This is a genomic window from Akkermansiaceae bacterium, from assembly GCA_017798145.1.
Classification (GTDB): domain Bacteria; phylum Verrucomicrobiota; class Verrucomicrobiia; order Verrucomicrobiales; family Akkermansiaceae; genus Luteolibacter.
The window spans coordinates 2035440-2047172 of sequence record CP059069.1; the positions used below are offsets into that span (position 1 = coordinate 2035440).

The following is an 11733-nucleotide window of genomic DNA, read 5'->3' on the forward strand; positions in this document are numbered from 1 at the left end:
GTTACAATCGATAAGGTTCATACCACAAAAAGCCGTCATATGCCGTCAAGCCCCGAATTCAAGGCATCCATATCGTATCAGGATATGCGGTTCCGTGTCACCCGGTGGTGGTAATTCGCCCCTGACCACTCCATTTCATATCGCCGGATTCCATCCGGATTGACACGTTTCGGGCCGCAGCAACTGGGGCGCGGTTTCCGAAAGGGGCACGGATCAGAAACCGGGAGGCTCCGAACGATTCCGGTGCATCAAACCTCACGCCAAGGGGTTCAGCAAGCCCGTCTCGCGGATATAGAAATCCGGATTGAGGTCGGCGAGGGGGGCGCGGAGTTTTTCGATTTCGGCGGCGGAGCCATGGACTTCGAGGCGGGCGAGATCCGCAAGTTCGAGGAATTTCGCCAGAAGGTCACCGACATTTTCAAGGTGGGCGAGCACCCCTTCCGCACCGACGTAGGCCTCGCGGCAGAAAGCCATGTCGCCGTTGCGCGAGAAATCGTAATAGAGGCAGCCCGGTTCGGTCGCGGTCTTTTCCACGAACGCCGGCATCAGCGCGGTGAAGGCGGCGAGGTTCCCCTCACGGATCTTGAAATACGGGTGGAGGCTGACGGCGTGGGACAAGGCTTCTGACATGGCCTGACCCTTCCGCCGCGATTCGCTTCGCACAAGGGGAAAAGCTGCCTGCGAGCCTTTCACGGGAGGTGTTCCGCCAGGATGCGAATGACTTCCGCATGGTTTCCCCGCTCGACGAGACCCTTCGAGTTGTCGATGTAGTTCTGCGCCATGTCGAAACCCTCCATGGATTGTTTGATCACTTCCAGCTGGTCTGGCTCCAAGTCCATGTCGCCGAACATATCGTCGAAATCAACCTGGATGTCTTCCTCCCTTAGAACGGCAATAACGCCGGGATCCGGCCCCTTTGAGGTGTTCTCTGCAATTTCCAGCGGTGTGCGCTCGTTCATCGTATCGCGCATGGTCGGGTCTGCCCCATGCTCCAGCAGAAGGCGCACGGTTGACGGATGACCGGTATGCGCCGCTTCCATCAACGGGGTTTCCAACCCGTCGATATCAATCCGCCGATTCACATCCGCGCCCATGTCGATCAGGAGGCGGGCTTTCTCCACTTGCCCTCGAGCCGCCGCCATATGGAGTGGAGTCCAGCCGTGGATGCCGGCTCTATGGATGTCAGCGCCGACCCGAATCAGTTCAGCAACGATCGGAGCCGATGTGTCACCCTCGGATTCAATTGCAGTCAGAAGGCATGTGTATCCGTCATCGACCTCGACGTTCGGGTCAGCTCCGTGTTCGAGAAAGAGCCGCACCAATTCGATAATGTCGTATTCGATGGCGGTGAGCAGCGGTGTATTGCCCACATAGTCCCGCTCGTGGATGTAACCGGGATCATCCAGCAACTTTTCCCGAATCGCACCGATGTCGCCGCGTTCAATGGCATCTGATGTCCATGTGTTGTTCTTGTCTCGGGGCATGGGTTGAGAAGCGATCAGGTGTTCTTCCAGTTTCCAGCAAAAGGTGCGGATCTCAACGCACATGTGACAAAGGTCAGCATGCCCCTGTCAAGCTGTTGAGTTTGGCGATTGGCGAGGCCGCCGGGACTTTCCTTTGACGCATCCTGCGCCACCAGCTAAATATGGGTGTCGCGCGGGCACGTAGTCCCTGCGGCACACAAACAATACCTATGAAGCTCGCCATCCTCTCCTGTTCGCCGAAATGCTATTCCTCACGCCGCCTCATCGAGGCCGGCCGCAAGCGCGGCCACAAGATCGAAGTGCTCAACACGCTGCGCCTCGCCATCGGCCTCGATAAGGGCGATCCCGATCTCTACTACCACGGAAAAGCGCTGCGCACACCGGATGCCATCCTGCCCCGCATCGGGACATCGATCACCCGCTACGGCACGGCGGTCGTCCGCCAGTTCGAGCAGATGGATGTCTTCACGCCGAACACCGCCGCCGGGATCAGCAACTCCCGCGACAAGCTCCGCTCCCTGCAGATCCTTTCCCGCCATGATGTCGGCATCCCGACCACCGCCTACGTCGATGACAAGCGCGATGTCGAGGACGCCCTGATTCGCGTCGGGGGCGCACCCGTCATCATCAAGCTGCTCGAAGGCACCCAGGGGGTCGGCGTCATCCTCGCCGACAAGATCGAGATCGCGAAAGCCATCGTCGAGACCCTGCAGAGCAGCAAGCAGCAGGTCCTTCTCCAGAAATTCGTCGCCGAAAGCAAAGGCAAGGACGTCCGCGCCTTCGTCATCGGAGACCGTGTCGTCGCCGCCATCCGCCGCGTCGCCCAGGGCCAGGAATTCCGCTCCAACGTCCACCGCGGTGGCAAGGCCGAGGCCATCACGCTCGATCCCGCCTACGAGGAAGCCGCCGTCCGCGCCGCCCAGATCATGGGTCTGCGCGTCTGCGGCGTGGATATGTTGGAAGGTAAGGACGGGCCGCAGATCATGGAGGTGAATTCCTCGCCCGGCTTCGAGGGCATCGAGGGGGCGACCGGCCTCGATATCGCCGGCGAGGTCATCGACTACATCGAGGATCAGGTGAAATTCCCAGACATCGATATCCGCCAGCGCCTCACCGTTTCCCGCGGCTATTCCGTCGCGGACATCCACCTCCCCGCCGGCAGCATGTATGTCGGCAAGACCCTTGAGGAGACCGGCTTGCGCGACCAGGACGTCGTCGTGCTCACGCTGAAACGGAAGTCCTCCGTCATTTCCAACCCCAAGGGCAGCCGCGTCCTCGAGGCGGATGACACACTCCTCTGCTATGGGAAATCCGAGCACATGAAAGGCCTCATCCCCGTCAAAAAGAAGAAGCGCAGGAAAGTGAAGCGGCTTCCGAAACAGGCGTTGCCAAAAGACCAACCCGCAGGATGAGCATGATCATCGGATGGAGAGAATGGGTCGAGTTCCCCGAATGGTCCGTCCGCATGCGGGCCAAGGCGGACACCGGCGCGTGCAGCTCCGCCATCGACTGCGCGGAGATCACCGAGCTCCCCGGCGACCGGGTCCGCTTCACCGTCCGGCTCGACCGGAAGGAAAAAAATCTCATCACGCTGGAAGGTGGCATCGTCGCACGGAAGAAAGTCCGCAGCAGCACCGGCCACCCCACCGACCGCATCTACGTCGAGACCACCCTGCGACTCGCCGGCATCGAGAAACGGATCATCGTCTCCCTCGTCTCCCGCAAGCGCATGATACACCGCCTCCTGCTGGGCCGCGAGGCGCTTGGCAACGATTTCCTCGTCAACTCCTCCGTGGACCATTGGGCCACGCCGAAGCGCATCCCGAAAAAGCGGTTGCCTCGGAATGAACGGTGATTTTCCCCGTGGAATGGCGCCGGCCGGCCCTGGCTAGCGGTTGCGGAAGCGTTCGCGACGCCGTTCGCCTTCCCTTCCCATCGCCTCCTCATCCTCGGGCAGCGCATCCCCTGTCATTTCCGAGAGCTCCTTGCGGAGTTTTCCGTTGGCTTCCTTGAACGTTCTGTGGGCTTCGGTAATCTGATCGATTTTTTCCCAGACCTCACCGCGCCCGCGTATCACCCGTGAGAGGGAGCGCAGCTCCGAGGCAAGGCTCTTGGCGCGGCCTATGAGCTCGCGATCCCTGATCTCCGTATAGCGTTCCAGCCGATCCAGGTGGGTTCGCGCGTTGTCCTGGGCGCTGTCCATCTCGCCGGCCGACTTGCTGCTGATATCATCGTAATTCATGTCCACGAACTCCTGGAAGGGATCGATCGCCTGGAGGATTTCCGCAGCTAGGATTTTCTTGTCCAACATGCGCGGGCGCGCCCCGGAGCCCTGCAGGGCAAGCAGCTTGGCGGAAAGGTGGTAGGGCGCGGCCTCGCTGATATCCATGAGCCGCTTGCGGATGTGGATGTTCGCGAGATAGGAGCCGAGTGCGCCGGATTCGGACTTGTCCCTGATCTCCTTGAACCTCGCATGGATCGCAGCTTGGTTTTCATCGGGAACCTTGGCGCAGAGGGCGATGGCATCCTGCGGGCTGGAGGCGGCGAGCACCTCGTATTTGAGGAAAAACTCTGGCTTCTCGAGGGCGAGGACAGCCATCAGGTATTCCTCCGCGCCCTTAGGCACGATGAGCCTTCCGCCCGGGCCATCGACGAGCGCCTCCAGCTTGCTCCAGAAATACGAGGGCAGGGCGAGATTGTCCGGCCCGTCGAGCCTGGCGATGATGGTTGCCTCCGGGGCAATGCCGGTGATGGCGGCGTTTGCAAGGATGAGGCCGGGGCCTGTCATGTCGTCCTGGTTGCGGGTGTTCGAGTAATTTCGGGCGGTGCCGGTGTGGATCCGCACCCGGCCTGCGGGCAGGCGGCTGCCATGGATGCCCTCCAGCGCCATCTGGATGGGGCGCGATACGTTATCCCTTGTGGTGTCCTCGAATCCCTCGCGACAGGTGACATCAAGCCGCAACCTCGGGCCATTGTCCCAATCCTCATGCTCGCGCTCGCTTGCCTCCATGCTCACGGTCGTAGGCCTGAGTATGAATTTCCGGGCACCCTCGTCGTAGTCGTATAGCACCGCCCCGATGCTGGCGGCATAGGGCCGGAGCTTTGAGGCAAGGGTTGGGGTGGTCTCGTTTTCCGGCTCTTTTTCCTCCTCTGCGGGCTCGCGGATCACAGGCTTCCTTTCCTCGAAAGACGCAAGCGGCGCGACCCAGCCGTCCCATTTCCCGCGCTCCCCGGCATCGCGAAGGGAAACGGCGGTGGGATGCCCGGGATCGAGTGCGGAGGCCGCATCGCCGAGCAGATCCGCGAAGCTGTTCCCGTCCTTGCCAGCCTCCGCAGAGGCGAGCCAATCGAAGCTTTCCCAGATCCGCGATTTCGCACGGGTGAGTTTTCCATCGTCGGGTGCGTTCCGGGAATGGCCTTTTGCGATGTCTGTCAGGCAGCTGCGGGCGGAGGAATTGGCCGGATCCAGGGTGAGGGCGAGGGCGAGGGTCTGGGCGGAGGCGCGCCGGAGCCGAGGGGAATCGGGATCCCCGGCCTGCGCGAGGGCTGTGAGATCGCGGGAGAGGCTGACCATGGAATCCGTGTCGAGGGGAAGCCTGTCCCGGTGGAACGGAGGGCAAACATCCTTCGGCATGGGGAAGGGCGCGGCCTGCCCGGCATAGGCCAGCAGCACGGCCAACAGAGGGATGAGAAGCCTTTTCATGGGAAGTTCCATACGTCCGGGATGATGCCATTCCTACCGCCGGGAGCAAGGCAACATTGCAGGCAGGCCGCCGTTTTCCATCCACGGACAGTCACATTGGCGGCCGGTGACAGGAAAATTTTGATTTTGCGGGGATACATGGGAGCTTCGGGGCGATCATGCTTCGCTCACGTTTCCTCTCTCTCCTCACCATCACAACCGCATCGCTGGCAGGAGGCGCGGCCTCCGCACTGGCCGCGCCTGCTGCGAGGTTCACGCTACGCAAGGACATCGCATTCACACCGGAGGACTGGCACGAACGGCTGGAGGCGGATCTTTATGTCCCGGACTCCGCACCCGCGCCCGCCGTGCTGCTGATCCATGGCGGCGGCTGGAACGGCAGGGAACGCCGCTCCGATATGGCTGGCATCGCCCGACTACTCGCGAAGCGCGGCTACTTCGTCATGAACACCACCTACCGCCTGACCCCGGAGTGGAAATTCCCCGCACAGGCGGATGACATCCGCCTGGCGCTGCGCTTCATGCGGGAAAACGCTGCGGATCTCAACATCGATCCGGGCCGCATCGCCACCTTCGGCTACTCGGCGGGCGGGCATCTCGCGGCCTTGGCCGGATTTGACAAATCCAACCGGATCAAGGCCATCGTCGCCGGCGGGGCTCCCTCCGACCTGCGCTTCTGGCCGGACGGGCGCCTTACCGGCCTGCTGCTCGGCGGGCCAGTCAAGGGCAACGAGGCGCTCTACCGCGCCGCCTCCCCGGTGGAGCACGTGGAAAGGGGCGGGCCGCCGGTTTTCATCTACCACGGCACGGCGGACGATCTCGTTCCCATGGAGCATCCCAAGGCCTTGATCGCCGCGCTTGAACGCAAGGGGGTGCCGCACGAAACTTACTGGATCGAAGGCCGCTCCCACATCATGGCGCACCTTTTCCCTGCGGCCGCGATCCGCCGCGCCGCCGAATTCCTGGATGCGAATCTCTGATGCCATGAAACCCTGCCCGCGCACCTTGTCCCGCATCCTGCTCGCCATTGCGTTCATCGCGGCCGGGGCGAACCATTTCCGCGATCCGGCGACCTACCTGTCGATGATGCCGCCCTGGCTCCCGTTTCACGAAACGCTCAATCTCATCAGCGGAGCGGCCGAGATCGCAGGCGGAGTCGGCTTGCTGCTGCCAAAGTTCAGGAATGCGGCGGGCATCGGGCTCATCCTCCTGCTCATCGCCATTTTCCCCGCGAACATCCACATCGCCCTCAACGGTTGGCCCGGCATGGACATTCCGCGCTGGGTGCTGTGGGCGAGGCTGCCTTTCCAGTTGCTTTTCATCGCATGGGTGGTCTTTTCATGCCCCGGCCTGCCCGCATACCTCAGGGGGCTGATGCCCGCTCGCATCTTCCGCAATAAGTGATACCATCGTTCATGTCCTATAAAATCGTCCTCCAGACCCTGCCGCTCATCCTGCTTGCCCTCCTTGCAGTCCTGATCCTGATCCCCGCCTGCGCCCCATACCCTGACACCGCCGCCAGGACAAAAGAATACAAGTCCGTCCTGGCCGCCACCGGGGCGGAGTCCTCCGCAACCGGCTCCCTTGCGCCATTCACCACCTTCCTCCAGAATATCAGCGACAAGGACTATGTCCGGGAAAACACCGCCAAGGTCTATGCGGAGGACGCCTACCTCAACGACACCCTCGTCACACACCACGGGCCGGAGGAAATCATGGCGTATTTCCACAACACCGCCGATACGATGACCTCCTACCAGGTCACCATCGACGACATCGCCAGCAACGGCGCGGAGCACTACGTCCGCTGGACGATGGTGTTCTCCGCACCGAAGCTCAACGGTGGGAAACCGGTGGAGTCCGTCGGCGTTTCCCACGTCCGCCTAAACGCCGAGGGCAAGGTCACGATGCACCAGGACTTCTGGGATTCCGGCATGAACATCTACGGCCAGATCCCCGTCCTCGGCGGCGTGATCGAAACCATACGCCGCCGCTTTGAAAAGTAACCGCCCGCAGCCATGACCCCACGCATCCGCGCTTTCACAACTCTCATCGGAAACTGGTGGGACTCCGACTACCGCGCCCCCGGTTCGCCCGATCCATCCACACTTCCCGACAAGGTCGATTGGCAGCGCACCGTGCCTTTCATCTTCCTCCACATCGGCTGTCTTGCGGTGTTCTGGGTGGGCACCAGCCCGGTGCCGGTCATCGCGGCGGTCGCGCTCTATTTCATCCGCATGTTCGCGATCACCGGTTTCTACCACCGGTATTTCTCTCACCGCAGCTACAAGACCTCGCGGACGTTCCAGTTTCTCCTCGCCGTTTTGGGAAACACCTCGATGCAGCGCGGCTCGCTTTGGTGGGCGGCCACCCACCGACACCACCACAAGCACTCCGACGAGGAGGAGGACATCCACTCGCCTCGAATCTCCGGTTTCCTCTGGTCCCACATCGGCTGGCTCACCTCGAAACGCAATTTCCCCACCAACTACAAGGCCATCCCCGACCTCGTTAAATTCCCCGAGCTCGTCTGGCTCAACCGCTACGACCAGGTCGTGCCCATCGCCTTCGGCATCGTCATGCTCGCCATCGGCTGGGCGCTGGAAACCTTCGCCCCATCGCTCGGCACCACCATGTGGCAGTTCTTCGTCTGGACTTTCTTCATCTCCACCACCGTACTGCTCCACGGCACCCTGTTCATCAACTCACTCGCCCATGTCTGGGGAAAACGGAAGTTCGATACCGAGGACGACTCGCGCAACAACTTCTTCCTCGCCCTCATCACCCTCGGCGAGGGGTGGCACAACAACCACCACCGCTTCCCCCACTCCACCCGCCAGGGCTTCCTCCCCCATGAGATCGACCCCACCTACTACATCCTCCGCATCCTGGAAAAATTCCGCCTCGTCTGGGATCTCCGCCCCGTCCCTCAGGCCGTCATGGAGGAGGCGAAATCCCTAAGATCGAAATCCTAACCACAGAGACGCAGAGAACACAGAGGCAAGAATTTGAGTGATATCTTCCTCTGTGAACTCAGTGCCCTCCGTGGTTAAAAAATCTTCCCAATCGCATTCAACAAATAACCTCCAACCTTCTTGCCCCGCCCGAAAACAGCCATCATCGGCACCGGCATCTCCGGCCTCGCCTGCGCCCATTTCCTGAAAGAAGAGTCCGACCTCACCCTCTTCGAGAAGGACAACCGCATCGGCGGCCACTCAAACACCGTCGAGGTTGAGGAAGACGGCCGGATGCTGCCGCTCGATACCGGCTTCATGGTCTACAACGAGGTCACCTACCCGCACCTCACCCGGCTCTTCAAGGAGCTTTCCGTCGATACCAAGCCGACCGCGATGTCCTTCTCCGTCCAGCACGTAAAGGACGGCATCGAACTCAACGGCGGATCGCTCAACCTCCTTTTCTCCCAGCGCAAGAACCTGATCCGCCCCCGCTTCTGGAAAATGCTCCTCCAGATCAACCGCTTCAACAAGGAAACCGTCGAGGAACTCGCCAACCCCCAATTCGGCGACATGCCCCTCGCCGAATACGTCGCGAAGCGCGGCTACGGCGATGACATGCTGAAATGGTATCTCTCCCCCATGGCCGCCGCCGTCTGGTCTTCGCCGCCGGAACGCATCGATACCTTCCCCGCCCGCACCCTTATGCGCTTCTGGCACAACCACGGCTTCCTCGGCCTCGACACCCAGCACCCCTGGCGCACCGTCTCCGGCGGCTCCCGCGAGTATGTGAAAACCATCACCGCCCCTTTCGCCGACCGCATCGTGAAAGGCAACGCCGTGGCATCTGTCACCGGCACCCGCCTCACCCTCGCCGATGGCAGCAGCCATGGCTTCGACCGGGTCATCTTCGCCTCCCACGGCGACCAATCCCTCACCCTCCTCTCCGATCCCACCGCGCTGGAGAAAGACATACTCGGGAATTTCCACTACCAGCCGAACCGCGCCGTAGTCCACACCGACCCCCGCTTCATGCCCCGCACCCGCCGTGCATGGGCATCATGGAACTACCACATCTCCGGTGGCGGAAAACACTCCACCCACTACTGGATGAACAGCCTCCAGGGCGTCTCCGAAAAACAAAACTACTTCGTCTCCATCAACCCGCCCGATGGCCTCGATCCCTCCAGTATCATCCACGAACTCAACTACGAGCACCCCCTCTTCACCACAGACGCCATCACATCCCAATCGCGCATCCCCCAACTCCACGAAGCGGCCCGCACCACCCGCCGCCACTACTGCGGCGCATGGCAGCGCTACGGCTTCCATGAGGACGGCATCTGGTCCGCACACCGCCTCTGTGAAGACATCCTCAACCGGGACCCTTGGTCATGAGCGCCCCCTTTCTCTACGAATGCCGCGTGAACCACACCCGCATCTCCCCGAAGAAACACGCCTTCACCTACCGCGTCTTCATGCTCGCCATCGACCTCGATGACTTCCCGAAACTTCCCCTCCTCTCCAGAAACCGCTTCAACCTGTTCTCCATAGACGACCGCGACCACATCCACACCGATCCGGAAAAATCCACACGCGACAACCTCACCGCATGGCTCGCGGAAAACGGAACCGATGTCCCCGCAGACGCCCGCATCACCCTCCTCACCTTCCCCCGCGTCCTCGGCTACGCCTTCAACCCGGTATCTTTCTACTATATCCACAGTAGATCCGGCGAGCCCATCTCCGCCGTCGCCGAGGTCACCAACACCTACCGGGAGATGAAACTTTATCCCCTCGGCGTGCCGGACACGGAAGGGAAATTCGACCGCCTCATCGCCAAGGATTTCTACGTCTCCCCCTTCTCCGATCCCAACGACGCCTTCCATTTCCGCATCGCCCAGCCCGGCGATAAGTGGCACGTTTCCATCAACAATCTCACCGACGGCAAGCCCACCCTCCTCTCCTCCATCACCGGCGACCGCCGCGACATCACCACCCCACGTCTCGCTCTTTTTGCGGTGAAGTATCCCCTCATCTCGCTCTCCATCATCTTCCGCATCCACCTCCACGCCCTCTTCCTCTTCCTGAAGAAAATCCCCCACTTCCCGAAATCCACGCCGATCACGGGCCGTGGGCTTTAGCACGCAGCCACAATCCAAGCCTCCCATGAACACAACATCCCCAGCACTTGGCGAACTTAGCGACTTGGCGGTTCAGAAATCCAAGCCCAACCCGGCCACCTTCCCCGAGCGCATCGTTCTCTCACTCTTCGGAAAATTCACACAAGGCGGCCTCTCGCTCAGCTACCCGGACGGTCGCAGCCTCCACTTCGGCGAGGAGGGGGCGCCCATCACCGCCCGCATCATTCTCAACGACCCCACCGAATTTTTCAAACGCGCCACCTTCTACGGCAACATCGGCATGGGCGAGGCCTACACCGACGGCATCTGGGACACCCCGGACATCGCCGCCGTGATCTCGTTCTTTGCCCTGAACATGATTTCCATCCAGGGCGACGACACCGATTCCTCCACGCTTCCCGGCGTGAACCTCCTGAAGGTCGTCAACTGGTTCCGCCACCTCAAGCGCTCCAACACCGTCGAAACCTCCCGCCGCAACATCGCGGAGCACTACGACCTCGGAAACGAATTCTACTCCCTCTGGCTCGATGAAACGATGACCTACTCCTCCGCGAAGTTCACCCCTGAGACCAAAACCCTCGCCGAGGCACAGACGGAGAAATACGACGCCCTCTGCCGCAAACTGAAACTCAAGCCCACAGACCACGTCCTGGAGATCGGCTGCGGCTGGGGCGGATTCTCCCACCACGCCGCGAAACACTACGGCTGCAAGGTCACCGCCGTCACCATCTCCGAAGCCCAGGCCGCCTACGCCCGCGCCCGCATCGAAAAGGCCGGCCTCTCCGATCTCGTCGAGATCCGCATCCAGGACTACCGCCACATCACCGGGAAATTCGACAAGATCGCATCCATCGAGATGCTCGAAGCCGTCGGCCACAAATTCCACGAATCCTTCTTCGCGAAATGCCAGGAAGTCCTCACCCCCCACGGACTGCTGGGAGTCCAGTATATCACCGTCCCGGACAACCGATACCAATCGCTCACCAAAGGCGTCGATTGGATCCAGAAGGTCATCTTCCCCGGATCGCTCCTGCTCTCCGTCGGGCGTGTCAACGAAGCCATCAACAAGACCGGCAACATGTTCCTCCACCACCTCGAAGACCTCGGCCTCGACTACGCCCGCACCCTTTCCACCTGGCACGAAACCTTCAACGCCAAGCTCGACCAGATCCGCCCCCTCGGCTTCGACGAACCCTTCATCCGCACCTGGAACTACTACCTGAAATACTGCGAAGCCGGCTTCGCCACCCGCAACATCTCCGTCGTCCAGGCGGTCTACACGCGGCCGAACAATTTGAAAATTTAGGTTCCAAGAAATAATCCCAAAATCAGAACGTCGCTCGTCTCCGCGCCCCTTTGTGACCTTTGACTTCATTCTTCAGTCCAAACATGCTGGCTTCGCGAAAGTGAATGACTCGCTAGAGCTCGCATGGTTTTGCGCCTTTGGT

The 11733-nt window shown here is 61.2% G+C and carries 12 protein-coding genes; 9 read left to right on the forward strand and 3 right to left on the reverse strand.

Going from position 1 to position 11733, the window contains the following annotated elements; all coding sequences use genetic code 11:
- Positions 1–255 precede the first annotated feature (255 nt).
- Together HZ994_08585 and HZ994_08590 are read right to left on the reverse strand one after the other, a co-directional pair.
- Positions 256–630, reverse strand: coding sequence for an antibiotic biosynthesis monooxygenase (locus HZ994_08585; GenBank protein ID QTN32382.1), 375 nt, complete (start codon positions 628–630; stop codon positions 256–258).
- 59 nt (positions 631–689) lie between these two features.
- Positions 690–1484, reverse strand: a complete 795-nt coding sequence (locus HZ994_08590) for an ankyrin repeat domain-containing protein (GenBank protein QTN34351.1) — start codon at positions 1482–1484, stop codon at positions 690–692.
- A gap of 209 nt (positions 1485–1693) precedes the next feature.
- On the opposite strand from HZ994_08590, the gene HZ994_08595 reads away from it, so the two are divergent.
- Both HZ994_08595 and HZ994_08600 read left to right on the forward strand, forming a co-directional pair.
- Positions 1694–2896 carry a RimK family alpha-L-glutamate ligase gene (locus HZ994_08595; GenBank protein QTN32383.1) on the forward strand — a complete coding sequence of 401 codons (1203 nt, stop codon included), beginning with the start codon at positions 1694–1696 and terminating at the stop codon, positions 2894–2896.
- Positions 2893–3339 (forward strand): ATP-dependent zinc protease, encoded by a 447-nt coding sequence (locus HZ994_08600; GenBank protein QTN32384.1) that lies wholly within the window; start codon positions 2893–2895, stop codon positions 3337–3339. Before HZ994_08595 ends, HZ994_08600 begins: the two co-directional genes overlap by 4 nt.
- 33 nt (positions 3340–3372) lie before the next feature.
- On the opposite strand, the gene HZ994_08605 is transcribed toward HZ994_08600, so the two are convergent.
- On the reverse strand, positions 3373–5187 hold the full coding sequence (locus HZ994_08605) for a hypothetical protein (protein ID QTN32385.1): 1815 nt from the start codon (positions 5185–5187) through the stop codon (positions 3373–3375).
- Positions 5188–5345: 158 nt separating this feature from the next.
- Here HZ994_08605 and HZ994_08610 point away from each other — a divergent pair, with 158 nt between their 5' ends.
- From HZ994_08610 to HZ994_08640, 7 genes are all read left to right on the forward strand, one after another.
- Complete coding sequence (locus HZ994_08610) at positions 5346–6167, forward strand: alpha/beta hydrolase (protein ID QTN32386.1); 822 nt, start codon at positions 5346–5348, stop codon at positions 6165–6167.
- Positions 6168–6171: 4 nt separating this feature from the next.
- Entirely contained in the window at positions 6172–6591 is a 420-nt protein-coding gene (locus HZ994_08615) for a DoxX family protein (protein ID QTN32387.1), read from the forward strand.
- A gap of 11 nt (positions 6592–6602) precedes the next feature.
- A complete protein-coding gene (locus HZ994_08620; protein ID QTN32388.1) occupies positions 6603–7193 on the forward strand; it encodes a nuclear transport factor 2 family protein in 591 nt (196 codons plus the stop codon).
- A 12-nt stretch (positions 7194–7205) separates the two neighbouring features.
- Entirely contained in the window at positions 7206–8162 is a 957-nt protein-coding gene (locus tag HZ994_08625; protein ID QTN32389.1) for an acyl-CoA desaturase, read from the forward strand.
- Between the two features lie 120 nt (positions 8163–8282).
- Positions 8283–9539, forward strand: a complete 1257-nt coding sequence (locus tag HZ994_08630) for an FAD-dependent oxidoreductase (GenBank protein ID QTN32390.1) — start codon at positions 8283–8285, stop codon at positions 9537–9539.
- Positions 9536–10285 (forward strand): DUF1365 domain-containing protein, encoded by a 750-nt coding sequence (locus tag HZ994_08635; protein ID QTN32391.1) that lies wholly within the window; start codon positions 9536–9538, stop codon positions 10283–10285. Before HZ994_08630 ends, HZ994_08635 begins: the two co-directional genes overlap by 4 nt.
- A 25-nt stretch (positions 10286–10310) precedes the next feature.
- Positions 10311–11591 (forward strand): class I SAM-dependent methyltransferase, encoded by a 1281-nt coding sequence (locus tag HZ994_08640; GenBank protein ID QTN32392.1) that lies wholly within the window; start codon positions 10311–10313, stop codon positions 11589–11591.
- Positions 11592–11733 lie beyond the last annotated feature (142 nt).

Coding starts and splice junctions, on each gene's coding strand:
- HZ994_08590 (QTN34351.1), bottom strand. CDS start 1,484: ATGCCCCGAGACAAGAACAACACATGGACATCAGATGCCATTGAACGC.
- HZ994_08595 (QTN32383.1), top strand. CDS start 1,694: ATGAAGCTCGCCATCCTCTCCTGTTCGCCGAAATGCTATTCCTCACGC.
- HZ994_08615 (QTN32387.1), top strand. CDS start 6,172: ATGAAACCCTGCCCGCGCACCTTGTCCCGCATCCTGCTCGCCATTGCG.
- HZ994_08610 (QTN32386.1), top strand. CDS start 5,346: ATGCTTCGCTCACGTTTCCTCTCTCTCCTCACCATCACAACCGCATCG.
- HZ994_08585 (QTN32382.1), bottom strand. CDS start 630: ATGTCAGAAGCCTTGTCCCACGCCGTCAGCCTCCACCCGTATTTCAAG.
- HZ994_08640 (QTN32392.1), top strand. CDS start 10,311: ATGAACACAACATCCCCAGCACTTGGCGAACTTAGCGACTTGGCGGTT.
- HZ994_08620 (QTN32388.1), top strand. CDS start 6,603: ATGTCCTATAAAATCGTCCTCCAGACCCTGCCGCTCATCCTGCTTGCC.
- HZ994_08625 (QTN32389.1), top strand. CDS start 7,206: ATGACCCCACGCATCCGCGCTTTCACAACTCTCATCGGAAACTGGTGG.
- HZ994_08635 (QTN32391.1), top strand. CDS start 9,536: ATGAGCGCCCCCTTTCTCTACGAATGCCGCGTGAACCACACCCGCATC.
- HZ994_08605 (QTN32385.1), bottom strand. CDS start 5,187: ATGAAAAGGCTTCTCATCCCTCTGTTGGCCGTGCTGCTGGCCTATGCC.
- HZ994_08600 (QTN32384.1), top strand. CDS start 2,893: ATGAGCATGATCATCGGATGGAGAGAATGGGTCGAGTTCCCCGAATGG.